At 62.7% G+C, this 22,004-nt stretch carries 20 protein-coding genes and 2 pseudogenes; 11 read left to right on the plus strand and 11 right to left on the minus strand.

Features of this window, described 5'->3' with window-relative positions; all coding sequences use genetic code 11:
• Window positions 1-62: 62 nt before the first annotated feature.
• From SLW75_RS04570 to SLW75_RS04580, 3 genes are all read left to right on the plus strand, one after another.
• Entirely contained in the window at window positions 63-1,250 is a 1,188-nt protein-coding gene (locus SLW75_RS04570) for an MFS transporter (protein ID WP_410933669.1), read from the plus strand.
• 97 nt (window positions 1,251-1,347) lie between these two features.
• Entirely contained in the window at window positions 1,348-2,931 is a 1,584-nt protein-coding gene (locus tag SLW75_RS04575) for a putative bifunctional diguanylate cyclase/phosphodiesterase (protein WP_410933670.1), read from the plus strand.
• A 231-nt stretch (window positions 2,932-3,162) separates the two neighbouring features.
• Window positions 3,163-3,324: a hypothetical protein gene (locus SLW75_RS04580; protein ID WP_141695236.1), complete on the plus strand. Its 162-nt coding sequence runs from the start codon at window positions 3,163-3,165 to the stop codon at window positions 3,322-3,324.
• Window positions 3,325-3,450: 126 nt separating this feature from the next.
• On the opposite strand, the gene SLW75_RS04585 is transcribed toward SLW75_RS04580, so the two are convergent.
• Complete coding sequence (locus SLW75_RS04585) at window positions 3,451-4,380, minus strand: helix-turn-helix domain-containing protein (RefSeq protein WP_410933671.1); 930 nt, start codon at window positions 4,378-4,380, stop codon at window positions 3,451-3,453.
• 291 nt (window positions 4,381-4,671) lie between these two features.
• On the opposite strand from SLW75_RS04585, the gene SLW75_RS04590 reads away from it, so the two are divergent.
• Both SLW75_RS04590 and SLW75_RS04595 read left to right on the plus strand, forming a co-directional pair.
• Window positions 4,672-5,985: an ABC transporter substrate-binding protein gene (locus SLW75_RS04590; RefSeq protein WP_410933672.1), complete on the plus strand. Its 1,314-nt coding sequence runs from the start codon at window positions 4,672-4,674 to the stop codon at window positions 5,983-5,985.
• 55 nt (window positions 5,986-6,040) lie between these two features.
• Window positions 6,041-6,814, plus strand: a complete 774-nt coding sequence (locus tag SLW75_RS04595) for an L-iditol 2-dehydrogenase (RefSeq protein ID WP_410930070.1) — start codon at window positions 6,041-6,043, stop codon at window positions 6,812-6,814.
• Between the two features lie 31 nt (window positions 6,815-6,845).
• Here the strand turns inward: SLW75_RS04595 and SLW75_RS04600 are convergent, their stop codons facing one another.
• Complete coding sequence (locus SLW75_RS04600) at window positions 6,846-7,763, minus strand: LysR family transcriptional regulator (protein WP_410933673.1); 918 nt, start codon at window positions 7,761-7,763, stop codon at window positions 6,846-6,848.
• 98 nt (window positions 7,764-7,861) lie between these two features.
• Here SLW75_RS04600 and SLW75_RS04605 point away from each other — a divergent pair.
• Window positions 7,862-8,845: pseudogene (locus SLW75_RS04605) on the plus strand (aldo/keto reductase).
• A gap of 233 nt (window positions 8,846-9,078) precedes the next feature.
• Window positions 9,079-9,861, plus strand: a complete 783-nt coding sequence (locus SLW75_RS04610; RefSeq protein WP_410933674.1) for a YkgJ family cysteine cluster protein — start codon at window positions 9,079-9,081, stop codon at window positions 9,859-9,861.
• 48 nt (window positions 9,862-9,909) lie between these two features.
• Here the strand turns inward: SLW75_RS04610 and SLW75_RS04615 are convergent, their stop codons facing one another.
• Window positions 9,910-10,866, minus strand: coding sequence for a threonine dehydratase (locus SLW75_RS04615; protein ID WP_410933675.1), 957 nt, complete (start codon window positions 10,864-10,866; stop codon window positions 9,910-9,912).
• Window positions 10,867-10,989: 123 nt separating this feature from the next.
• On the opposite strand from SLW75_RS04615, the gene SLW75_RS04620 reads away from it, so the two are divergent.
• Complete coding sequence (locus SLW75_RS04620) at window positions 10,990-11,799, plus strand: helix-turn-helix transcriptional regulator (protein WP_410933822.1); 810 nt, start codon at window positions 10,990-10,992, stop codon at window positions 11,797-11,799.
• Window positions 11,800-11,811: 12 nt separating this feature from the next.
• Here SLW75_RS04620 and SLW75_RS04625 read toward each other — a convergent pair whose 3' ends face one another.
• Entirely contained in the window at window positions 11,812-12,438 is a 627-nt protein-coding gene (locus tag SLW75_RS04625; RefSeq protein WP_410933676.1) for a glutathione S-transferase, read from the minus strand.
• A gap of 17 nt (window positions 12,439-12,455) precedes the next feature.
• Window positions 12,456-12,671 carry a DUF6434 domain-containing protein gene (locus SLW75_RS04630; protein WP_296310846.1) on the minus strand — a complete coding sequence of 72 codons (216 nt, stop codon included), beginning with the start codon at window positions 12,669-12,671 and terminating at the stop codon, window positions 12,456-12,458.
• Window positions 12,672-12,829: 158 nt separating this feature from the next.
• Here SLW75_RS04630 and SLW75_RS04635 point away from each other — a divergent pair, with 158 nt between their 5' ends.
• From SLW75_RS04635 to moaA, 3 genes are all read left to right on the plus strand, one after another.
• Entirely contained in the window at window positions 12,830-14,179 is a 1,350-nt protein-coding gene (locus SLW75_RS04635; protein ID WP_410933677.1) for a cation:proton antiporter, read from the plus strand.
• 318 nt (window positions 14,180-14,497) lie between these two features.
• Window positions 14,498-15,325 carry a formate/nitrite transporter family protein gene (locus SLW75_RS04640; protein ID WP_410930063.1) on the plus strand — a complete coding sequence of 276 codons (828 nt, stop codon included), beginning with the start codon at window positions 14,498-14,500 and terminating at the stop codon, window positions 15,323-15,325.
• Window positions 15,326-15,400: 75 nt separating this feature from the next.
• On the plus strand, window positions 15,401-16,399 hold the full coding sequence (gene moaA / locus SLW75_RS04645; RefSeq protein WP_410933678.1) for a GTP 3',8-cyclase MoaA: 999 nt from the start codon (window positions 15,401-15,403) through the stop codon (window positions 16,397-16,399).
• Window positions 16,400-16,628: 229 nt separating this feature from the next.
• Here moaA and SLW75_RS04650 read toward each other — a convergent pair whose 3' ends face one another.
• From SLW75_RS04650 to phnL, 6 genes and pseudogenes are all read right to left on the minus strand, one after another.
• Complete coding sequence (locus tag SLW75_RS04650) at window positions 16,629-17,768, minus strand: methyl-accepting chemotaxis protein (RefSeq protein ID WP_410933823.1); 1,140 nt, start codon at window positions 17,766-17,768, stop codon at window positions 16,629-16,631.
• Window positions 17,754-18,635 (minus strand): annotated as a pseudogene (locus SLW75_RS04655) (cache domain-containing protein); the annotation flags it as partial. The pseudogene SLW75_RS04655 and the gene SLW75_RS04650, both read right to left, overlap by 15 nt.
• 140 nt (window positions 18,636-18,775) lie before the next feature.
• Window positions 18,776-19,525 (minus strand): phosphonate metabolism protein PhnP, encoded by a 750-nt coding sequence (gene phnP / locus SLW75_RS04660; RefSeq protein ID WP_410933679.1) that lies wholly within the window; start codon window positions 19,523-19,525, stop codon window positions 18,776-18,778.
• The gene (gene phnN / locus SLW75_RS04665) at window positions 19,516-20,082 is read right to left on the minus strand and encodes a phosphonate metabolism protein/1,5-bisphosphokinase (PRPP-forming) PhnN (protein WP_410930060.1); all 567 of its coding nucleotides are present in this window, start codon (window positions 20,080-20,082) and stop codon (window positions 19,516-19,518) included. The genes phnP and phnN overlap by 10 nt, the downstream gene beginning before the upstream one ends.
• The gene (locus SLW75_RS04670) at window positions 20,082-21,257 is read right to left on the minus strand and encodes an alpha-D-ribose 1-methylphosphonate 5-triphosphate diphosphatase (RefSeq protein WP_410933680.1); all 1,176 of its coding nucleotides are present in this window, start codon (window positions 21,255-21,257) and stop codon (window positions 20,082-20,084) included. The genes phnN and SLW75_RS04670 overlap by 1 nt, the downstream gene beginning before the upstream one ends.
• On the minus strand, window positions 21,251-22,000 hold the full coding sequence (phnL, locus tag SLW75_RS04675) for a phosphonate C-P lyase system protein PhnL (protein ID WP_410933681.1): 750 nt from the start codon (window positions 21,998-22,000) through the stop codon (window positions 21,251-21,253). Before phnL ends, SLW75_RS04670 begins: the two co-directional genes overlap by 7 nt.
• Between the last annotated feature and the right edge of the window lie 4 nt (window positions 22,001-22,004).

Below are 22,004 nucleotides of genomic sequence, written 5' to 3' on the forward strand. Positions count from 1 at the left end.
GTTGCGAAGACCGTCGATTTAAGTAACCATCAAACTATCATTGATGGTTACGAGTCCTCAATATGATCAAGGAAGACCCAGCCGAACAACCGTCCTGGCCCCTGGATATCCGCAGATTGCTGTGGATGCAGGGGCTGATGAACGCCTCCCATTTCATGACGATACCGCTGCTGGCGCTGTACATGTCAGCCGACCTCCATTTCGGCGCAGCTGCACTGGCGTCGGTGATGTCCGCCAATCTGCTGTGCGCACAAGTGCTGCCACTTGCCGCGGGCGCGATCGCTGATCGGTTCGGCTCGCACTGGGTCATTACCCTGGGCCTGCTGCTGAGGGGCTTGGGATTTCTCGGGTTCAGCGCGTTCGATGGAGTGAGCGCATGGATTGGCTGTGCGGTGATCGCAGGTTCCGGTGTCGCCTGCTACGAGGGTGGCGTTTATGGGGTGTTCGGCCGGCAACCCAGAGAATGCCACTCGGCCCTCTTCGCTTCCAACAACCAGATGTTGAACGCCGGAGCGGCGGTGGGGCCCATTATCGGTGGGCTTGCCGGCCTGGCTGACATCCGCGTGGCCTTCGGCATCAGCGCAGTAGTGTTCATCAGTCTCAGCGCCGTTGCCTGCCGGTCAACGTATGGATCATCAGTGAGGTTGAGCAGGCAGCCCGTCCTTAAAAGCCTGAAAACTGCGACTACAGACGGCGGGCTGTGGCGATTGATCGTTGTTTCATTGCCATGGTTTTTCCTGTTCCCGCAGCTCTACGTCGCATTCCCGATGTACGCGGGGCAATTAGCCGGCCCCCATGCAGCTTCCGCCATTTACGTCGTAAACGGGGTCGTCGGTCTGGCGTTCATCCTTTTGGCGAAGCGCTGGCTGACGAAAGTGAATCCGGCATCACTGACAACCTGGGCGTATCTGGGAGCGGCAGTCACGTTCGCCAGTGTCGCCATGCTGCGCGGCATCGAATGGTTTCTGCTGTTTATCGTGGCCTACACCGTTGTCGAGACCATCCTGTTGCCCACGCTTGAAAGCATGACCGCATCGCTGGCACCGGATGGCAGCCAGGGAACGTTCTTTGGCCTGATGAGTGCGATAGGGGCACTCAGCGGCACCGGGGGTTATTACGTGGGAAGCTGGCTCATATTGAACCGAAGCCCTGTCGAGACCTGGTTAGCGCTCGCAAGCGTAGGGCTCGCAGGCGTTCTCGCCTCCTTACTGCTACTGCGCAGATGGGGGCCCAGAGCGTCTGTCGGCTGATCAGCTATTCAGGGACTCTGCGATCAACGGTATGAACCTATGTGAGAAGATGGCAGTCTGACATCACGATTATCCTTCCGGCCCAGTGAGGCCTGACATGAATGACCTGCACCGCCGCAACCCCTGTCGCCTGCCAGTACTGCTGCTGATCACGCTGTCCACAGTGATCGGACTTTCCATTGTGTGGGAATTCGAGCTCGAAGCCTGGGTCATGCACTGGCTCGCCCTGCCCTATGACGCTGACTTTGAGGATGCCGAAAGATGGCGATTCGTCCTGACCGTCACGGGGTTTTCTCTGATTTCACTGATCATCCCGACCATTCTGCTCAGACGCCTGATCGCCAATACCCGGTCCAGCTACCTCAGGCTGAAACAGGCACAGGCGCAGACTGAAACCCTGGCCACTTATGACTCGCTGAGCGGGCTGATCAACCGTCGCATCTTCATGGACATGGTGCGAAATCAGCTCGGTTTGAAACGGCCCGCGGCCGTCATGCTCATCGATCTGGACCACTTCAAGGCGGTCAATGATCAGCATGGTCACGCCGCCGGCGACATTGTGCTGGTGGAAATCGCGCGCAGGCTCGAAGCCATCGCCGACGATAACGGCGGCGTGGCGGTGCGATTGGGCGGCGATGAGTTCTGCCTGCTGTTTCTCACGTTCAAACACCAGTCCGAGCTGTGCCAGATCGCCGAGGCGGCTGTGTCCCGGCTCGGCGCGCCATTGTCCGGCGCCGTCGAACATTCGGCGTTGGGCGCCACCATTGGCATTGCACGGTCGTGGACAGACGCGCAGGACGCTTCGGCATTGCTGCACTGTGCCGACACCGCAATGTATCGGGGCAAGGAAGACGGGCGTTCAACCTATAACTTTTATGACAGCCAATATGAAAAGCAGCGCCGGGCCCAGGCCGATCTGGAACTGGCACTGAGACGGGCGGTGGAAGCAGACGAAATCGTGCCGTACTTTCAACCGATCGTCGCGCTCCCTTCTCAAGAGGTTGTGGGCTTTGAAGTTCTCGCGCGCTGGCTCAAGCCCGACGGCAGCACCGCCCCACCTTCCGACTTCATTCCGGTGCTTGAACGCCTGGGACTGATCCCGTCCATGACGCACTCGTTGATCAAGCAAGCCTGTCGCGCGGCCAATCGTTGGGATGACCGCTTGCGCTTATCAATGAACGTCAGCGCCGGCATGGTGACCGACGCGCTGTTTCCCGATCAGTTGCTGGAGCAGCTTAGGCAAGAGCAGTTTGCGTTTCATCGCTTCGAAGTCGAAATCACCGAGGAGGCCCTGGTCGGCAACCTGGACGTGGCGCGGCAGAACCTGAGCAAATTGCACGACCACGGCGTTACCGTAGCGCTCGATGACTTCGGGATTGGTTATTCAAGCCTGTATCACCTGACCCGCCTGTCCATCGACAAGATCAAAATAGACCGGTCGTTCTTTGAGCCCGGGCAGACCGATCACCTGCCGATGGTCGAAGCGATTCTAGGCATGGCGCGCAGCCTCAAAATGCAAGTCACGGCTGAAGGCGTCGAGGAGTTTCACCTGCCTCACCTGCCGTCGTGGCTCGCCAACAGCGGATGCAACTACGCCCAGGGCTATCTGTACGGCCGTCCGAAGCCGGCTTCCAGCCTGTTCTGCTACACCCATTCGTCGTTTGCGCAGCAAGCCGGCTGAAAGTTCGCGGGCACATGCGCTGGCAATCTCCTCTTGCGCGCGGTTTCCCGGTCATGGTGGGTCGGCCATTGCCGATCAGCTATTTCGAGTCAGGTATTTCAGCTCGGTGATCGCGGTTTGAAATGCACTGAACGCTGAAGCCGGCACTGACTCCAAACCTTGCCCCGACACTCACGGCTAACGTGTTGCGTCGGTGGGCATTCGAATCATCTGCCAGATCAAGGAATTCCCATGACCGATCCACGTAACGTCGCCCACGACAAAAAAGTCCAGCAAGAGAAGAAGAACCACGGCGAAGAAGTCGCGCCGGATGCCGTGCACGCGCCGCAGCCAGGCATGAAGCCGGCGCTCAAGCACGACGATGATGCGACCGAGCACGACGAACAGGCGTGAGTCAGGCACTGGCCTGAGTGTGAGATCACCGGGGGGCGGCGCTGACTGACCGTCAGCTGCCTCCCTATCGGCGCCCAGCCATCGTTTGGACGTGGCATGGGTTCATCTCAACACGGTAAAGATCGCCTACGACGCCTTGAACGTGTTCAAGCTGAATAAAGCCGCCGCCGTGGCTCTTCGGTAATCCGACGGCGTCTGCTTCATCTCGTAGCGAAAATGTCGATTGAAATTCGACAGGTTAATGTAACCCACCTCAAAACAGACATCGGCAATGGACATCTGCGTCTGCAGCAGCAGCCGACAGGCCTTCTGAATGCGCAGCTTGCGCATCAGGTCGATGAACCCATGCCCCGTGGCGCGTTTGAAGAACCGCGAGAACCCCGGTTCGCTCATGTGCAACCGCTCGGCGATCACCGACAGCCTGATATCCCCCGTGAGCTCCCGCTGCAGGTAGTCGAACGCCCGGTGTACACGCTCGGCGCTTTTGGCATCCAGTGTCGGCGCATAACACGCACTCGCCAACGTACGGGCTTCTCTGTCAGACGCTCCGCTCAGCGTATTGAGCAGCTCAAGAAACAGCAGCAAGCGCTGTAACCCGCTCGCCGAGCCTATGCGCTCGAGCAGGTCGGCGGCCCGCAGGGCGGTCTCGCCGGTAAATTCCAGCCCGCGACGGGCGCGGTCGAACAATCCCTGCAATTCACCCAGCTCAGGCATCGACTCGCGCAGTGCCAGCAACGTCGCGCCGTCAAACTGAAGCACGACGTCCCGGCCTTGCAGGTGCTCCCCCGGCGCAAGATCGCCCATCCAGTCATGGGGTAAATCGGGGCCAATGAGCGCCACATGGCCGGGGCCGAAGGCGCCGATGTAATCGCCCGCCACCAGTTTGCCGCTGCCTTTGCGGATCAGATGAATCTCGTACTCGGGATGGTGATTCCAGCGCGCAAGCGCATAGGGATAGTCGTGCTCGTACCAGCGAAAACTCTGCTGGGGCGCCGGCAGGATGATTTCCAGCTCGGCAGGCAACTGCTCGAATAAGGCGGTTCGGCTCGCAGGCATGGTCTGCCCCTTTTTTGTCGTTGTTGGCGCACGCATCGACGCACCATACGCCCATCGCATCGCCCTGCTCCACCTCGGCTGTCACTGCACACTGATACTTTTTTAGCCTGGCGCATGGCTGGGCTGTGCGGTTAAAAAAGCATCAGCGGCACATCCCCAGCGTGTTTGTTGCAGGCCGTCCAAGCTGCTGTAATCGACACGCCACTGCCCCGAGGTGACACGTCAGATTGATCGGCAGGGCTCAAAACAACAATAACGATTCCGCGCTGCCAGCGCGGACTGGAGATCACCATGAAGATCACCCATCACGCGCTGCTGCTGTCTGCCGGTCTGTCACTGGCGGGCATCAGTCAGGCTGCCGAGACGATCACCATCGCTACGGTCAATAACAACGACATGATCCGCATGCAGCGGCTGTCCAAGGTATTCGAAGAGCAGCACCCCGACATCACGCTCAACTGGGTGGTGCTTGAAGAAAACGTCCTGCGCCAGCGGCTGACCACCGACATCGCCACCCAGGGCGGTCAGTTTGATGTGCTGACCATCGGCACCTATGAAACGCCGTTGTGGGGCGCAAAAGGCTGGCTTGAGCCGATGAAGGACCTGCCGGCCAGCTACGACCTCGACGACATCATCCCGTCCGTGCGCCAGGGCCTGTCGGTCAAGGACACCCTGTATGCGTTGCCCTTCTATGGCGAGAGCACGGTGACCTACTACCGCACCGACCTGTTCAAGCAAGCCGGGCTGAGCATGCCCGAGCACCCGACCTGGACCCAGCTCGGTGAGTTTGCCGCCAAGCTGCACCACCCGGACCAGGGCCAGTACGGCATGTGCCTGCGGGGCAAGGCCGGCTGGGGCGAGAACATGGCCTTGCTGACGACCATGGCCAATGCCTTTGGCGCCCGCTGGTTCGACGAGCAATGGCGACCCGAGCTGACCAGCCCCGAGTGGACGGCCGCTGCCAACTTCTACGTCAACACCCTTAAAAACTATGGGCCACCGGGTGTTTCCAGCAACGGTTTCAACGAAACCCTCGCGTTGTTCAACAGCGGCAAATGCGCGATCTGGGTCGATGCCAGCGTGGCAGGCTCGTTCACCACCGACAAAGAACAAAGCAGGGTCGTGGACAGCGTGGGATTCGCCCCGGCGCCCGTTGAAGTGACCGACAAGGGGTCGTCCTGGCTGTACGCCTGGTCCCTGGCGATTCCGGCGACCTCCAAACACAAGGACGCCGCCAAGACCTTCACCACCTGGGCCACGTCCAAGGAATACATCCAGTTGGTTGCGCAGAAGGATGGCATCACCAACGTGCCGCCTGGCACCCGCACATCTACCTACAGCGACGCCTATCTCAAGGCCGCGCCGTTCGCCAGGGTGACACTGGAAATGATGAAACACGCCGATCCGGCGCACCCCTCGGCCAAGCCGGTGCCCTATGTCGGCATCCAGTACGTGACCATCCCGGAGTTCCAGGCCATCGGCACGTCCGTGGCCAAACTCTTCTCGGCCGCACTCACCGGTCAGACCTCCGTCGAGCAGGCACTGGCGGCCGCGCAGTCGACGACGGAGCGGGAAATGAAGCGCGCCGGTTACCCGAAGCAATAAACGCCCCGCCGACGGAAGTCGGCCGGACCTCACCCCATGACGGATGACTCTTTCAATGAAACGACTCGAAGGTAAAAGCGCCCTGATCACAGGCGCGGCCCGGGGTATCGGGCGGGCCTACGCCGAGGCCTATATCCGCGAAGGCGCGACAGTGGCCATCGCCGACATCAATCTGCAGCGCGCGACCCAGACCGCCACCGAACTGGGCGCCAGCGCCTACGCGGTGAAGATGGACGTTACGGATCAATCGTCCATCGACGCGGCGATTGCGGCCGTCGTCGCCACCACCGGCAAGCTGGATATCCTGATCAACAACGCCGCACTGTTTGATCTGGCACCGATCACCGACATCACCCGCGAGAGCTACGAGCGGCTGTTCTCGATCAATGTCGCCGGCACGTTGTTCACCCTTCAAGCGGCGGCAAAGCAGATGATTGCCCAGGGTCATGGCGGCAAGATCATCAACATGGCGAGCCAGGCCGGGCGTCGCGGCGAGGCACTGGTGGGCGTCTACTGCGCGACCAAGGCCGCCGTCATCAGCCTGACCCAATCCGCCGGGTTGAACCTGATCAAGCACAGGATCAACGTCAATGCGATCGCACCGGGGGTCGTCGACGGCGAGCACTGGGATGGCGTGGATGCGTTGTTCGCCAAACACGAGAACCGGCCGTTGGGCGAGAAGAAAAGGCTCGTCGGCGAGGAAGTGCCCTACGGCCGCATGGGCACCGCCGAAGACCTCACCGGCATGGCGATCTTTCTCGCGTCAGCGGAAAGCGATTATGTCGTCGCCCAGACCTACAACGTCGATGGCGGCAACTGGATGAGTTGAGCCCTGAAAAGACGCCACTCGCCGAGCCCATTCACCTCTGTGCGTCGCGCCGCGCCTGGCCCGCCCACTCCTGCACCGCCTGCACAAACAAGCGCAAGGCCATGGGCGGATGGCGGTTCGCGGGGTAATACAGGCACAGGCCTGAATAGTTGGGGCTCCATTCGGCGAGCATCTGCACCAGCCGCCCGCCTTGCAGATGCTCGGCCACCAGGGACAACGGCACCCACGACACACCGATACCCGCGAGGGCGGCTTCCACCATCAAGTTGACATTGTCCAGGGTGATCCCCCCGTCCACGTCCAGGCTTGCACTCTGATCCCCGCGCTTGAAATCCCAGCGAAACAGCCCGCCGCTGGTGAAGCGAAACCGATTGCAACGATGGTGTTTCAGGTCTTGAGGCGTTTGCGGCAGCGAGTGGCGTTCGAGGTATTCCGGGGAGGCCACGGCAGCCAACTCCATGTCCGGGCCAAAGCCCACGGCGATCATGTCCCGCGGCACGTCATCGAATAGCCGCACCCCCGCGTCGAAGCCGTCGCCGACGATGTCCTGCAGCTTGCTGTCGACCACGAATTCGATGTGGATCTGAGGGTAGCGCCGGGTGAAGTCAGGCACGACATGCCGAATCAGCGGACGCAGGGATAACTCCGAAGCGCTGATGCGTATGACACCGGATGGCGCGACCCGTGACGAGGTGACTTCGTTGACGACGTTGGCCAGGTCGGCAATCAAGGGCCGCACCCCATTGAGCAGTTGCTCGCCGGCCTCGGTCAGGGCAACCGAGCGCGTCGTGCGATTGAACAGGCGCATTTCCAGCCGTGCTTCGAGGTTACGCATCGAGTGGCTGAGCGCCGAGGGCGATACTCCCAGGATGCGCGCCGCCGCGCTGAAGCTGCGCTGTTCGGCAATCGCTATGAAGAATGTCAGCTCAGGCAGGTCTGCGCGGATCACTTATGAATTCTCCTCAATAGCCCTTGCAGCAGGCACCGTATTGTTGAACCAATCACAGCAATATACGGTAACGCCTTATCTGAGCGAAGGAGAACACCATGCAAACTCGCATTCTGGGAACCAGCGGTCTTGAAGTCTCAGCCATCGGCCTGGGCTGCATGGGCATCAGCTACGCCTACGGCCCTGCGATGTACAAGGCCGCGGCGATCCAATTGATTCATGGGGCATTCGACGCGGGCGTGACCCTGTTCGACACCGCCGAAGCCTACGGCCCGTTTACCAACGAAACCCTGCTGGGCGAAGCGCTGGCACCGTTTCGCGAACAGATCGTGATCGCCACCAAATTCGGTTTCAAGAACGGCGACGTTGCCCAAGGACTCGACAGCCGGCCGGAGAACATTCGTGCCGTGGCGGAAGCCTCGCTCAAACGCCTGAACACCGACCGCATCGACTTGTTCTATCAGCATCGGGTCGACCCCAACGTGCCGATTGAAGACGTCGCCGGCACCGTCAAGGCGCTGATCGCCGAAGGCAAGGTCAAGCATTTCGGACTGTCGGAGGCCGGTGTCCAAACCATCCGCCGCGCCCACGCCGTTCAGTCGGTAACCGCGTTGCAAAGCGAATACTCACTGTGGTGGCGCGAGCCCGAGGCCGATCTGCTTCCGGTACTCGAAGAGCTGGGCATCGGCTTCGTACCGTTCAGTCCGCTGGGCAAAGGCTTCCTGACCGGCGCCATCGACGACAGCACCACGTTCAGCGAAGACGACTTCCGCAACAAGGTGCCGCGCTTCTCCGAATAAAACCGCCGCGCCAACGCGCAACTGGTTGAGGTGATCGGCCAGATCGCCAACGGCAAGGGCGCCACCCGCGCGCAGATTGCTCTGGCCTGGTTGCTGGCGCGCAAGCCATGGATCGTGCCGATCCCCGGCACCACCAAGCGGCATCGACTCGAAGAGAACAATGGCGCGGCCAACATCGTACTGAGCGCTGCAGACCTCGGCGCCATCGAATCGGCCCTGCAGCAGATCCAGGTTGTCGGTGAGCGTTACCCGGCGCACCTGCAGCAAAACGTGGGTCGCTGATCCATCGCCGGGTGACTGCGGGATCGGTTTTGGCCAGGAAAGCGTCAGACCTCGTCCCCTCTGAAGTGAGGTGCTCACACGGGCCCCTTCCAGGCTGAAGCCGGTCGCACTTAAAGATCGCACTATTGTTGCCGGCGGTGGTCCCACTGATAGAGGGCACATAACCCCAGGACTCACGCGATCGCGCCCACGTCCGAATCATTCCCGCTTAACGGATACGCGACCCAGGTGACATGGATAGCCAAGAATCAGAAAACGTTTCAATAGCCGGCGCACCAGGCGTCGAGCCCGACCAACGATTCGAATGCGTCGGGTGTGGCGCGTGCTGCCGTGGCCGTTTCGTCCCTTTGACCCTGGCCGAAGCCGTGACCTGGCTCAAACGCGGCCACCCCGTAGGGGTGTTGCTGGAGGCGTTCGACGATTCTCTCTGGCCCGTCGATTCGCCCGAGTATGCCTACAACGCCGGGCGGTCTGCGCCGGTCATTGGCGGTTCGGGCACGCTGCGGGTGACGGTGATTCTGGCCGCCAATGCGATCCCTGAATGCCCGAACCTGCAAAAAGACGGTCTCTGCTCGGTGTACCTGGAGCGCCCGATGGTGTGCCGGATCTACCCGATGGAGATCAGCCCTTTCATTGAGCTGAAACCTCAAGCCAAGGACTGCCCGCCGGAAAGCTGGCAGCAGGGCAGCCTCTTGGCATCGGATCAGGGGCTGGCGATGCTGATCCAGCAATCGCGCCAGACCGACCGCGATGATGCCCGGCGTAAAGTGGCGGTGTGCGAAAGCCTCGGCCTGACCGTCGCCGGCTGGAAAGGCAACGGTCTGGTGATTCACCAGCCCTCGGTCGAGACGCTGCTTGCCGCCTGCGAAAGCGCTGAGTTCGATGCCAACCCTACAGATCAACCCTGGCAGATCAAGGCAGAGGACCCGTCGTTAAGGGAGTATCTCCACGCTCAGTCCGTGGCCATGGCCGACTCACCCAGCGACAATTACATCTTCCACGCGATCCCCCGCTGACCGGCCCCTGCTGAACCGCTTGAAGCGGTCGGCTTGCCGCTTACCGCTTCAGGCAATTACCCGCGCATACACCGACCGGTCCACATTCCCGCCGGACAGAATAACCCCGACCGTTTTCCCTGCCATGGCCCGGCGTTCCTGAATGAGCGCCGCCAGTGCAGCGGCCCCTGCGCCTTCGGCGAGGTTGTGGGTGTCGGTGTAGTAAACGCGCATGGCCTCGGCAATCTCGTCCTCGCTGACGGCGATGATGCGCTCCGCCCCTGCGCGGTAAATGGCGAAGGCCGCCGGAACGGGTCGGCGCACAGCGAGGCCGTCGGCAAAGGTGTTCGCCGACGGGGTTTGCAATATGGTGCCTTCCTCGAACGACCACTTGGCGGCCGCCGCCTCGGTGGACACCACGCCGACAACCCGGGTTTTCAGGCCCAGCGCGTCGCGGGCGGCAATCACCCCGCAAATTCCTGACCCACACCCGACAGGCACGTAAACCGTGTGCAGATCCGGCGCTCCCAGGAACAATTCCAGCCCATACGTGGCCACCCCCTTGAGCAGCTCGATGTGGAAAGGCGGGACCAAATAGTGCCCATGCACGTCCGCCAGCCGTGCGGCTTCCTCCCGCGCTTCGTCGAAATCCCGGCCGCATTCGATCACGTTGGCGCCGAGCGCGCGCATGGCGTTGTTCTTTTCAGGGGAGTTGCCTTCCGGCACCACGATCAACGCACTCAAACCCAGCGCAGTGGCGGCCAGCGCCAGGCTCTGACCGTGGTTGCCGCGCGTCGCCGTGACGATGCCCCTGACGCTCGGGTAGGTACGCTTGAGCCAGTGCATGAAGGTAATCCCGCCGCGCACTTTGAAGGCGCCAGTGGGCGTGTGGTTTTCGTGTTTGACCCACACCGTGCTGTTCAGCCGCTCAGCCAGTAACGGCCAGGCATATTGAGCGGTCGGCGGCATGACCTCGTACACCTGGCGAGCGGCCTGTTCGATATCATTGCGGGTCAGTCCGTGCATGGGGCGACTACTCCTCAAAATCGTGTCCTCCAAAAGGTGGCCCAGTCTAGGCAGACCCGCGCCGCGCCGGCTTTCAGAAAACTGACCTGACTTTTGCTGAATCACTTGATTACTATCAAGGGCATGAACCCGACAAAACTCGCCTCTGACCCGCTCCCGTCTGAACCGGTTCGCCGTGTCGAGGCAGGCCCGTGGATGATCGAATTGCTCCCTGCCGCCGCTTACGCCACGCGCTATGTGGCGACCCAGGCGGCGGTCGGCTTTGCCTTCGAAAGTCAGCGCGGCCTGCACGCCATCGGCAGCGACCGGGTGCAGCCCTTCGACGCGGTGCCCAATGGATTGGCGTTCGTGCCTGCCGGTTGCGACGTGTTGTCGGCGTCGCCCACGGGAGGTGAATACCTGCGGCTGCTGCGCACGGACGGGCTGGCGCTGGCGGGCGACCACGCCTTCAATAACCGCATAGACCCCCAGGCGATCGCCCTCGCCATGAAGATGCGCGCAGCGCTGTTGCAAACGTCGGCGGCAGACGATTGGGAGGGCTGGGCGCTGGCCCTGGCCGACCGGCTCGACGACAAAAGCGCTGTCGACGCGCCGCTGCAAGGGTCGATAAACGCCAGCCGGATGCGCAGACTCGATGAGTTCATCGACGCCGGTCTCGACGGCCCGCTGGGGGTCCAGGCGATGGCGCAGGTGCTGGGGTTGTCCGAGGGCTATTTCATGCGGGCCTTCAAGCACACCACCGGCAAAAGCCCCCACAGTTATCTGATCGACCGACGCCTGGCCAAGGCCAGAGCCCTGATGCGTGACTCAACGGCGAGACTGGCGGAGATCGCCCACGGCTGTGGCTTCAGCTCCCAGGCGCATATGGCAACGGCCTTTCGCCAGCGCATGGGCATCAGCCCGGCGAAGCTGCGCAGTCAGTTGTCGCCGTGACCGACCTCGCGTTCACCAACCGTGCCGCTGCAGCACCGCGTGGATGACGGGATGTCGATCAATGACCCCGAGGGCGGCGTAAAACTCGGGGCGCGACCTTCCCAGATGCTCCCGCGCCCCACTCCAGTGGCTGACCATGCAGGCGAGGACCTCAACGGCGCCGGGCGCATGGGGGTGCCAGGCAACCGGGTTGTCAAACACATCGCTGAACACCTCCCACTGACTGTGCAGCTTGCGCGTCGCCCCCGCGACCAAGCGGTCTAAAAGGTCAGGCTCGCCGTCCGGCAGCCACCGTTCCGGGTAGTCGATCAGGCCGATCGACGAATAGCAGTTGGTGGTGAGGTACGCCAGGGCCCGGAGTTGCTGGGCACGTTCGTGGACGTCGTGAGACAAGAGGCCGGACAGCGGAAAGGCCAGGCCCAGGTGGGTGAGGATGGCCGCGCTCTCCGTCAGCACGCCGCCGCCGGGGATGACCAGCGTCGGCACCTGCATCAACGGGTTCAGGCATTTGAGCTCTTCGCGCCCAGCGCCGGCCGCCTGCGAACTGGCGCCCACCAGGCGGTAATCAGCGCCGCACACCGTGAGCGCCATCTCGATGGCGGCCGAGCCGGATCTGTCGGCCCCGAATAATGTGAACATGCTGTCTCCCGTTTTCATCAGGCGTTATTGCCGTGGCGTCGTTGCCACTCATCGACCACATCGCCCAGGGTCTTGGCGCTGTCGTTGCGTATCCAGGCCATGAAGTCACGGTCGAACTTGAAGGCCGGCCCGCACTGCGCGGTCATGAAACGACGCACGTTCTGGGTGTTTCGGTAATCGTGAGTAACCGGGGTGTCTCGGGAAAGCGATTCGCTGTGCCAGTCAAATGCCATGGGGCTCAATCCAGGTGAGGGGGTCGCGCACAGTCTAGTCGGCAAACACGCGCTGTCGCGCCTCACCGGTCGCGGAATCCATTCCACATTAGTTTCAACTATCCCCCCCTCCTACAGTCACACAGTCATTCCCGCCCATTGACTGATGATGTTTCCGCATGAGTTTCATTCTTTGCCTGACCGTCTTCGGTGTCCTGCTGATGCTGCTGGCACTGACTTCTTCCTATCTGCGCTGGCTGCCGGTCACGACGTCGGCGGTGTGCCTGGCGTTTGGCGCCGCGATCGGGCCCTGGGGCCTGGACATCGCGCAGCTCGACATTCGCGATGCGCGCCACTGGCTGGAACGGCTGACTGAAATCGCCGTGTTGTTCTCGCTGTTCAACACAGGCATCAAACTGCGCCTGCCGCTGCATCGCAGCGGCTGGTATTCGGCGTACCTGCTGGCAGGGCCAGTGATGCTGGCGACCATTGCCGGCGTCAGCCTGGTCGCCCATTACCTGTTCGGCCTGTCATGGCCCATCTCCTTGCTGCTCGGTGCCATGCTCTCGCCCACCGACCCGGTGCTGGCCGGTCTGGTGCAGGTCAACAGCGCCCAGGACCTGGATCGGGTGCGCTTCGGCCTGTCCGGTGAGGCCGGGCTCAACGACGGCACTGCGTTCCCCTTCGTGATTTTCGCCCTGATGTTCATCACCCACGGTTTTTCGGATTTCGACTGGACCCAGGGCTGGCTGCTGAAAAACATCGTCTGGGGCGTACCCGTCGGGCTGATGCTGGGTTACGGCCTGGGCCGTGGCGTCGGTCATCTGATGATCTACCTGCGCATCAAGAACGCCGACAGCACCCTGTCGCCCAACGACTTCCTCGCCCTGGCGCTGATTGCCATTGCCTACGTCACCGCCGAAGGCCTCGGCGCCTACGGATTCCTGGCGGTGTTCGCGGCGGGCATTGGCGTGCGTCACGCCGAATCCAACGCCACCCAGTCGGAGGTGCCGTCGGAACACGTGGCCATCCCGATGGTAGGGCACACCCACAGCGATCCGGAGTCGGCGATCATGGGCGATCGCGATGCGCTCTCAGACAGTCAGCTCGCCGCCGGCGTGATGATGGGCGACATGATGGTCTTCGGCAGCCTGGTGGAGCGCGCGATGGAGGTGCTGCTGATCACCCTCCTCGGCGCCGCCCTCGCCAGTTATTGGGACTGGCGCGCGGTCGGGCTGGGGCTGGCGCTGTTCTGCGTGATTCGGCCGCTGAGCGTCTGGCTGTTAATCAGTGGCAAACTGCTGACCCGCCCGCAAAAAGCCTTGGTGGGCTGGTTCGGCATTCGCGGCATCGGCACGCTGTATTACCTCTGCTATGCGCTGACCCACGGTCTGCCGGCCGAGTCAGTCCACACCACCATCAGCCTGACATTGTCCGTGGTGGCGCTGAGCATTCTGCTGCATGGCATCAGCATTCAGCCTCTGCTGGAGCGCTACGAGCGCAGCATCACCCGGGCCGCCAAAGACTGACCTCAAAACCGCGTCCGCTTCCCTTTATGGAAGCGGCTGCACGATCAAAAGCCTCATGATAGACAGCGTCGATGAGCCTATCGGAACAAGCGATTGGACGCTCAAGGATGCGATCGGTAGCGTGCTCACTAATTGATCAGGTCTTTTGAGCGTTCTCTGCAATGCGGTTTAACGTCGCAGCAGCGCCCAACAGGGATCGGCGCCGTGTCGGCTGACACCCCCGCGCACCAAGACTGGATGCTTGAACCCCTCTTTCGTTTTCGTGCCGCCGGCGGGTTCAGCCGCGGTGCGGTCCATTGCTTGTGAGCCTGAAAGCCTATGTCCATCAATACACCGCAGCAGATCGCCGAGATCACCATTGAAGCCGGCGTGAAAAAGTCCCATATGCCGACCGCGGCAATTCTGGTGCTGGGCTTTCTCGCCGGCGCGTTCATCGCCCTGGGCTTTTTGCTGGACATCCATGTCAGCACGATGATCCCGGCGCCCTGGGCGTCACTGGGCAATCTGATGGGCGCTGCGGTGTTCCCGATCGGGCTGATTCTGGTGATCCTGGCCGGCGGTGAGTTGCTGACCGGCAACATGATGAGCCTGCCCACTGCCATGTTCGCCGGGCGCATTCCGCTGTCGGCGGTGGCGCGCAACTGGGCGCTGGTGACCCTGGCCAACCTGCTGGGCGCGCTGTTCGTCGCGTACTTCTTCGGCCATGTGCTGGGGCTGACCGAAGGCGCGTATCTGGCCAAAACCCTGGCCATCGCCAAGGCCAAGGCCAGCGCGGATTTTGCCCAAGCGTTTATTTCCGGCATCGGTTGCAACTGGCTGGTGTGTCTGGCGGTCTGGTTGTCGTATGCGAGTAAAGACGTGACCGGCAAGATCCTCGGTATGTGGTTCCCGATCATGGCCTTCGTCGCCATCGGCTTCCAGCACGTGGTCGCCAACATGTTCGTGATTCCGGCAGCGATCTTTGCCGACGCATTGAGCTGGACCGAATTCGTTGAAAACTTCGTTGCGGTGTTCTTGGGCAACGCCGTGGGGGGTGCAATTTTCGTCGGGCTCGCGTATTACGTGTCCTATTCGAAAGCCATTCAGGCGTCGGCAACCGGCGTCACTGCTGCGTCCATCGAGCAGCAGACCGGTAGCCAGATTTAACGCTGCAGCCGCGCGCCTCATTTCCCGAGGCGCGCACCCTGTTTCTGCCACGCGTCACGTTGTCGAGAGTAATCAATGTCAGATCGAGTCCTGATGGACAGCTATTCACGCAAGGTCGATTACGTCCGCATGTCGGTGACGGATCGCTGCGATTTCCGCTGCGTGTATTGCATGGCCGAGGACATGACGTTCCTCCCCCGTCAGCAGATTCTCTCCCTCGAAGAAATCCATCAACTGGCCGAGCGCTTCGTCGCGCTGGGCACAAAGAAGATTCGTCTGACCGGCGGTGAGCCACTGGTGCGCTCCGGCATCGTTGGGCTGGTTCGCAGCATCGCCGCCCTGCCCGGCCTGCGCGAACTGTGCATGACCACCAACGGCTCGCAGCTCGACAAACTCGCCGTGCCGCTGTTCGAAGCCGGCCTCAAGCGCCTCAACATCAGCCTCGACAGCCTTGACCCGGCGCGCTTCAAGGAACTGACCCGCACCGGTGACCTGAGCAAGGTCATCGCCGGGATCGACGCCGCCAACGCGGCCGGTTTCGAGCGCACCAAGCTCAACTGCGTGGTGATGCAGGGCCGCAACGACCACGAGATCAATGATCTGGTGGCCTTCGCCATTGATCGTGGCGTCGACATCACGTTTATCGAAGAGATGCCCCTCGGGACCATCAGCGAGCACAGCCGCGCCGAGTCGTTCTACTCCAGCGAGCAGGTGCGCGAACGCATCGCCGAGCGCTACACCCTGGTGCATTCCACCGAGTCCACGTCCGGGCCCTCGCGCTACTGGCGGGTGGCCGAGGCGCCGCACATCCGCATCGGCTTCATCTCGCCCCACAGCCATAACTTCTGCGCGACCTGCAACCGGGTTCGGGTCACGGTGGAAGGACGTCTGTTGCTGTGCCTGGGTAACGAGCATTCCGCCGACCTGAAAGCCGTGCTCCGGGCCAATCCGGGTCAGCCGGACAAGCTCGAAAAAGCCATCGTCAACGCCATGCAGTTGAAGCCGTGGAAGCATAACTTCGAGCTCAACGATGAAGTCCAGGTGGTGCGCTTCATGAACATGACCGGCGGCTGAAGCCGGTCCTACGGCACGCGGTTTTTTTAGTGGGACCGGCTTCAGCTGGTCCTACAGGCACGCGGTGTCTTTAGTAGGACCGGCTTCAGCCGGGAAGAGGTCGGCTTGACCACCCTCAATTTCTTGCCAACACAACCCATGTGGGAGTGAGCTTGCTCACGAAGACGGCGTTTCAGACGCCGAAGATTTAATCGTGCTCACGCCCCGCCTGGACAGCGCGCAAAGTGCCTTACCCCTCCCGGCCACCGCGGCTCAGTGCACCCAGGCGACCGGAGATCGACTGCATGCCTTTGCCCAGTTCGCGCAGGGTGCCGGCGTCCCGCGCGCCTTGTTCGCTGGAGGCGTGAATGCGCACGGCCAGTTCGTTGATTTCGTGGGTGACGTGGCTTTGCTCCTGGGCGGCCACGGCGATCTGATGGGCGCGCTGAACGATGTCGTCGAAGCTGAAGACGGTCGTGCCCAGCGTGGCGGCGACGTTGACCGCCTGCTGCACCGACTCGCGGGTGCGCGTGGCACCGTTTTGCATCGTCGAGACCGCCGCACTGGAGGCCTGACGCAGTTGCGAGATCATCTCCTGAATCTCGTTCGCCGACGCCTGGGTTCGCCCGGCGAGGGTGCGCACCTCATCAGCCACCACCGCAAAACCACGCCCCTGCTCCCCTGCCCGCGCCGCTTCAATGGCGGCGTTCAGGGCCAGCAGGTTGGTCTGCTGGGAGATCGACTTGATCACCTCCAGCACACTGCCCACGCGCTCGATGTCATCGCCCAGCTGGGTAATGGCGCCCGCCGCCCCGGCAATGTCCGTCGCCAGGACTTCGATGGACTGACTGTTGCTGTTGACCTGATCCTGGCTCTTCTGCGCATCGCCCAGGGAACGGCGGGCGGTGTCGGAGCAGTCTGTGGTGTTCTGGGCGACTTCATTGGCACTGGCCGACATCTCGGTGATCGCGGTGGCCAGCAGCGTATTGTCCTGACGCTGGGATTCGGCCCGTTCGGCGACGCCTTGGGACAGCTGCGCCAGCTCGTTGGCCTGGCGCTCCAGAGACACCGATTCCTCGGCGATGCGGTGCAGCATATCGCGCAGGGAACCGGCATATCGGTTGACCGACTCACGCAACGCGCCGATCTCGTCGGCGCGCAAAATCGCCAGTTGAGTGTCAGTCTGACCGCCTTGGCCCAGGCTTGAGATCTGAGCAGTGGTTTCCTCCAGTTGCGCCAGCAGCCGCTTGCCGGCCAGCCAGGCCAGACCCAGCAGCAGGCCCAAAAGCGGCAACAGGAACAACAGAATCTGTCCGGTGAGGCGGTTGGCCAGGCCGACAACCCGGGCTTCCGGGGTCACAAGCCCAATGCGCCAGCCCGTGCCGGCCATGGTCGCCAGGGTGACGTAGGCCGGGCCGTTGAGCCGACCGTCGTGCTCGATCCGCAGGGTCGAGAGGGCTGAGGTGTTGCTCGCCAGCTGATCAGCCACCGGCTTGAACCAGGTTTGCTCCTGGCTCAATCCGGTAATGGTCAACAGGCCCTTGGTGCCCTTCGCATCGGGGAAATACAGCAGATTCCCTGACGGATCGACCGCAAAGGCATAGCCGTCGGTGACGCCGCCTTTGTCTTTGAGGAACGCCGCCAGACCGTCCAGCTTCAGGTCGATGGTCGCGACACCGGCGAACGCGCCCTGGGCCCGGTAAGGCACGCTGCAGGTGGTCATTGCCACGCCGCTGACCGGGTCCTGATACGCATCGGACCAGACGCAACGCCCTGCCGGTGCGGACTTGGCGCCGGTGTACCAGGACTCAGCCTGATAAGGCGGCGTCTTGGCCTGGTTGTATTCGTCCGAGAAGTCCAGTCGGTTGGCAGGGTCGCGGGCCCAGAAAAAACTGCGACGCTCGGTGCCTGCCGCAAAGGTGTTGGGCTCCGGCCACACGCCGCCACCGGCAATGGCGGAATCCCCCTGGCTGTCGATCAGGCCGGGGAAATTGTTCATGTACAGGGTTTCGTCGTGGGGCAACGTCTCTGCCAGCAGCGCCATGGCCGCCGCCGTCCCTTCGATGCGGCTCAACGGTAACGCCAGCTGACGGGTGATGGCGCTGGCTGACTGCTCCGCCGACTCGGTGCCGGCAGCCACCAGCTGGGGTTTGCCGCCCAGGGTCATGACCGCGTAAATCGCCACCGCCGTCAGCACCAGCAATGTCAGGATTCCCAGGGTCATTCGTCCAGCGATGCGGCGAGGAATCAACGACATGATCAAGCTCCGAAGAAAATGTAGGGCTACATTTGCAACGGCCGTGACAGGCAAAAGTTGAAGCCGGACAGGTGTTTAAGCGACCTGAGCGACAGGAGGTCATAGGATGACTCGCCTAACGTCAGCCCTCCCCGCCCCGGTCAGACTTCCATGGCGTCCCGCGCCACCCGAACGTGGTCAGGCAGTTCTGCGGCATGTTCCATCAGCCACGCATCCAGCGTATGCCCGACATGGGTCAGCACGGCCTGTTCGGGCTTGAGCGCCTCAATGATCTGCAGCGCCAGGTTCACATCGTTGTGGTTGCGCGGCGTCTGCGGCTGAGGGGGCATGGAGCAGTCGAGGACCAGCACGTCGAGCGCCTCGCGCTGCAGAAAAGCCTGGGTGTCATGGGGCAAGCCGACGGTGTCGGTGAGGTAGGCGATGCGCCGTCCCCCGCCTTCCAGCAAATAACCCAGCGTCGGCTTGGAGTGCAGCAGCGGCAGCGCGGTGACCTGGAGTTCGCCGAGGGCGCGGCTTTCGAAGGGCATGAAAGGCTGGCTGAAATCGAGAATGCCCGGGTGCTTGTACAGGTCCGATAATCCTTCCGGGTCGACCGGGCCGTGCACCGGAATCACAAGGCCCTGGCCCCAGCGCAGGTGCAGCAGGCCCTGGGCATGGTCGGCGTGGTAGTGGGTTTGCAGGATGCCGCTGAGGCTGCGGGGCGGGAAGCGTTCGGTCAGGTCGGGCAAACCGCTGTCGATCAGCCAGCGTTGGTCGCCCAGTGCCACCAGCGCGCAGCACGGACGGCGGCGCAGGCGTTGGTCGGCATGGGCGGCGCGGCAGGCGGCGCACTCACAGCCATAGACCGGCACTTGTCGCGCATCCCCCGTGCCCAACAGGGTCAGACGCATGCGGGGGCGCGCTCCAGTCGCTGCAGCAATCGGGCGACCGTTTGCTCAAGGGCGCCGGAGTTGTCGAGCACGATCATTGACGGGTCACTCATCTGCAAATCGTCAGCGAACTGGGCATTGCGCGCCAGTCGGGTTTCGATCTCATCCGCCGATTCCCGCGCCCGACTGAGCAATCGATCCCGCAATACCGATTGATCCACCGTCAGCAGCACCACCCACAGTGACGGATAACGCGACCGCGCGTGGGGCAGATGGCCGCGCGAGCCGTTGACCAGGACGTCGTGCCCGTCGGCCAGCCATTGGTCGATCTCGTTGGGGATGCCGTAATGCAGGCCGTTGGCGAACCAGCTCAAGGCAAACGCGCCCTGGGCCTGCAGGGCCTCGAAACGCTCGACGCTGACGGCCTGGGCCGCTTCGCCCTTGGCTTCTGCCGAGCGGGTAATGACCCGCCGCACGATCCGGCAGTCCCGCGCGGCCAATGCCTCCCGGGCCGCGTCCAGCAGGCTGTCCTTGCCCGAACCCGACGGCCCGATGAGATAGATCAACCTGCCTGCCATCAGAACACCCTCTTCGCTTGTCGCCAGACCTGTTGAATGATCGGCAGTGTGCCCACAGCCCGGGCGTGGATCAGGTCGGCGCGCAGGCCGACGCGGATCTCGCCGCGATCCTGCAAGCCCGCCGAACGGGCCGGCGCCAGGCTGACCGTGGTCACCGCACGCGCCAGCCCGGCGCCTGTCGAGTCGTCCGCTGACACCTGCGACTCATCCAACTGGGCGCCCAGGGTGAACGCCGCCTGCAACAGGCTGGCCGGATAGTAATCGCTGGAGAGAATATCCAGTAGCCCTTCTTCGGCCAATGTCGCCGCCGCGATGTTGCCCGAGTGCGAGCCGCCACGGACGATGTTCGGCGCGCCCATCAACACGCTCATGCCCAGACGCCGGCAGCCCTGCGCCGCTTCAAGGGTGGTCGGGAACTCAGCGATGCTCATGCCGTAGGCCGCCGATTCCTCGACGTGGGCCAGTGTCGCGTCGTCGTGACTGGCCACCGACAGCCCGCGTGCCAGGCAGATATCGACAATCGCCCGGCGATAACGGTCGCTGTAGGTCTTCGAGTTGGCGACCTGCTCGACGATGAAGGCGTCCATCTGCTCGCTGCTCAGGTGGTATTTGCCCATGTAGTACTCACGGTACTTGGATTCCAGGGCGAACTGGCGCTGGCCCGGCGAATGGTCCATGACCGACACCAGCTGCACCAGGGGCTGCTCGACCAGGTCGCGGAACACGCTGAGGGTGTCCGGGTGACAGACCTCGCAGCGCAGGTGCAGGCGGTGCTCGGCGCGGGTCATGTCGGCGGCGTTGGCCTTGGCGATCGCCTCGACCATGCCCGGCAGTTGCTGCATGCGCTTGCCCTTGGGGTTGACGTCGCCGATGGACAGCGCGTCGAACACCGTGGTGATGCCCGCCGCGATGATTTGCGCGTCGTGGCTCATGACCGCCGACGCTGACGGCCAATCCACACCGGGGCGCGGGCTCAGGTGTTTTTCCAGGTTGTCGGTGTGCAGCTCGACCAGCCCCGGCAGCAGGTAATCGCCATTGAGGTTCTGCGCCTGGGGCAACTGGCTGATGCCCTCGTCGATTTCGCTGATCAACCCGTCACGCAGCACCACGGTGCCGCTGAAGACGCGCTCGGCGGTGACGATCTTGGCGTGGGTCAGGATCTGTTCGTTCAGCATTGTTCGGTCTCCTTCGGGCTCGATGCCATCGATGCCATTGAGGCTTGCGGGTCAAGATCGGGCGGGGTCATGTCCAGATGACGGTCGGACACCGCTTCCCGGGCCAGACGGTCGTGGAAGATGCCGATCACCGCAGCACCGGCGCTCTTCGCTTCATTGATCAATTCGAGGACCACCTGACGGTTGCCGTCGTCCAGCGACGCGGTCGGCTCGTCCAGCAGCATTACCGGCCATGGCACCATGAAGCCGCGGGCAATGTTGACGCGCTGCTGTTCGCCGCCGGAAAACGTCCCCGGCGCCAGTTGCCACAGGCGCTGGGGAATGTTCAGCCGGGCGAGCAGATGCTCGGCGCGGGCCTGGGCGTCTTCGCGCTTCCAGCCACGGGCCAGCGCCGGTTCCATGACCACGTCGACGGTGGCGACGCGGGGAATAACCCGCAGAAACTGGCTGACGTAGCCGAGGGTTTGCTGCCGCACTTGCAGCACCTCCCGGGGCGCAGCGCCGACCAGTTCCAGCCACTCGCCCTGATGCTGCACGCGAATGCTGCCACCGGCCGGCAAGTAGTTGCCGTAGAGGGTGCGCAGCAGCGTGCTTTTGCCCGCGCCGGAATGGCCGTGGAGCACCAGGCACTCGCCGCCGCTGACGGAGAAATTCAGGCCGCGCAGCACGTTGAGCACCACGCCGTTCTGCTGGTGCAGGGTGAAGGTTTTCGAGAGGTCACGGACCTCGATCAGCGTGTTCATTGAA

The sequence above is a fragment of the Pseudomonas sp. W5-01 genome, assembly GCF_046540435.1.
Classification (GTDB): Bacteria; Pseudomonadota; Gammaproteobacteria; order Pseudomonadales; family Pseudomonadaceae; genus Aquipseudomonas; species Aquipseudomonas graminis_B.